This is a genomic window from Glycomyces sp. NPDC021274 (genome assembly GCF_040641195.1).
Classification (GTDB): Bacteria; Actinomycetota; Actinomycetes; order Mycobacteriales; family Micromonosporaceae; genus Glycomyces.
Window position 1 is genome coordinate 1 of record NZ_JBFADC010000061.1, and the last position, 1,470, is coordinate 1,470.

A 1,470-nucleotide genomic window follows, 5' to 3' on the forward strand; every position below is an offset into this window, starting at 1 on the left:
GGTTGTTGGAGAGCAGCTCCCAGCCGCGGCGCAGCTGGTTCTGCTGGGTGTGGCTGGGCAGCGGGTTGTGGAGGATGGCCTGCCCGTCGCGGGCGGTCAGATCGGTCCAGCCGGTGGTCCGCGCCGCGCCGTCCTGGGTGCGCAGCTGTGCGCGGACCTGGACGTCGGTGTTCTGCTGGAGGGGGTTGGGGGCGAACAGCTTCCAGTTCTGCTCGTACTCGGGATAGACGTAGTCGTTGATCAGCCCGGCCTGCTGCTTACTGAGCGTGTTCGACGGTGCGATGTGCAGGAACATCATCGCGAGATGGATCAGGACGGCGACCGCGATGCCGCTGGCCGCCGTGCCTATGACGATCCGCGAGGGTAGCGACAGCGTGACCAATGGCCGCGATTCGTCCCCGTATGACTGCATTCCCGCCCCGTTCCCCGTCCTCGTAACGGCCGACTCCGCCCCGGAACGGTACCTATGCGGCCGGCCCGAGCACACCTTCCCCTGCATATCCACAGGCTTGACACCCGCGGCCCGCCCACTCACCATTGAACCGAACGATCGGTCGGTCGGGAGGAGGGGGCACCACATGACGACGATCGCGCCGGAGGACACGGGCCAAGAAGCCCTGTTCGACGCAACCATCGCCGCGGACGAGCGGATCGAACCACGCGACTGGATGCCGGACGACTACCGCGCCTCACTGGTGCGCCAGATCGCCCAGCACGCCCACTCCGAGATCATCGGCATGCAGCCGGAAGCAAACTGGATCACCAGAGCACCGTCCCTGCGCCGCAAAGCCATCCTCATGGCCAAAGTGCAGGACGAAGCCGGACACGGCCTGTACCTCTACAGCGCCGCCGAAACCCTCGGCACCGGCCGCGACGAACTCCTCGACAAGCTCCACACCGGCCGCCAGAAATACTCCTCGATCTTCAACTACCCCACCCTGACCTGGGCCGACGTCGGCGCCATCGGCTGGCTCGTGGACGGCGCCGCCATCACCAACCAAGTCCCGCTCTGCCGCTGCTCCTACGGCCCCTACGCCCGCGCCATGGTCCGCATCTGCAAAGAGGAGTCCTTCCACCAGCGCCAGGGATACGAGCTCCTGCTCACCCTCAGCCGCGGCACCGAGGCCCAGCACGCCATGGCCCAGGACGCCATCGACCGCTGGTGGTGGCCCTCGCTGATGATGTTCGGCCCGCCCGACGACGAATCCGCCCACTCCGCCCAGTCCATGGCCTGGAAGATCAAACGCCACTCCAACGACGAACTGCGCCAACGCTTCGTCGACATCTGCGTCCCCCAGGCCGAAACCCTCGGACTGACCCTCCCCGACCCCGACCTCCGGTGGAACGAAGAACGAGGCCACTGGGACTTCGGCCCCATCGACTGGACCGAATTCCGCGAAGTCCTCAAGGGCAACGGCCCCTGCAACGACGAACGGATCGGCCGCCGCCGCCGCGCCCACCAAGAAGGCG

General features: G+C 67.0%; 2 protein-coding genes. One reads left to right on the top strand and one right to left on the bottom strand.

Annotated features, from left to right (window positions below):
- The coding region (locus tag AB0I03_RS26540; RefSeq protein WP_360417340.1) for a DUF5819 family protein at nucleotides 1-412 on the bottom strand (412 nt) is incomplete at its 3' end.
- Nucleotides 413-578: 166 nt separating this feature from the next.
- Between AB0I03_RS26540 and paaA the strand changes: the two genes are divergently transcribed.
- A partial coding sequence (paaA, locus tag AB0I03_RS26545; protein WP_360417342.1) for a 1,2-phenylacetyl-CoA epoxidase subunit PaaA occupies nucleotides 579-1,470 on the top strand: 892 nt, incomplete at its 3' end.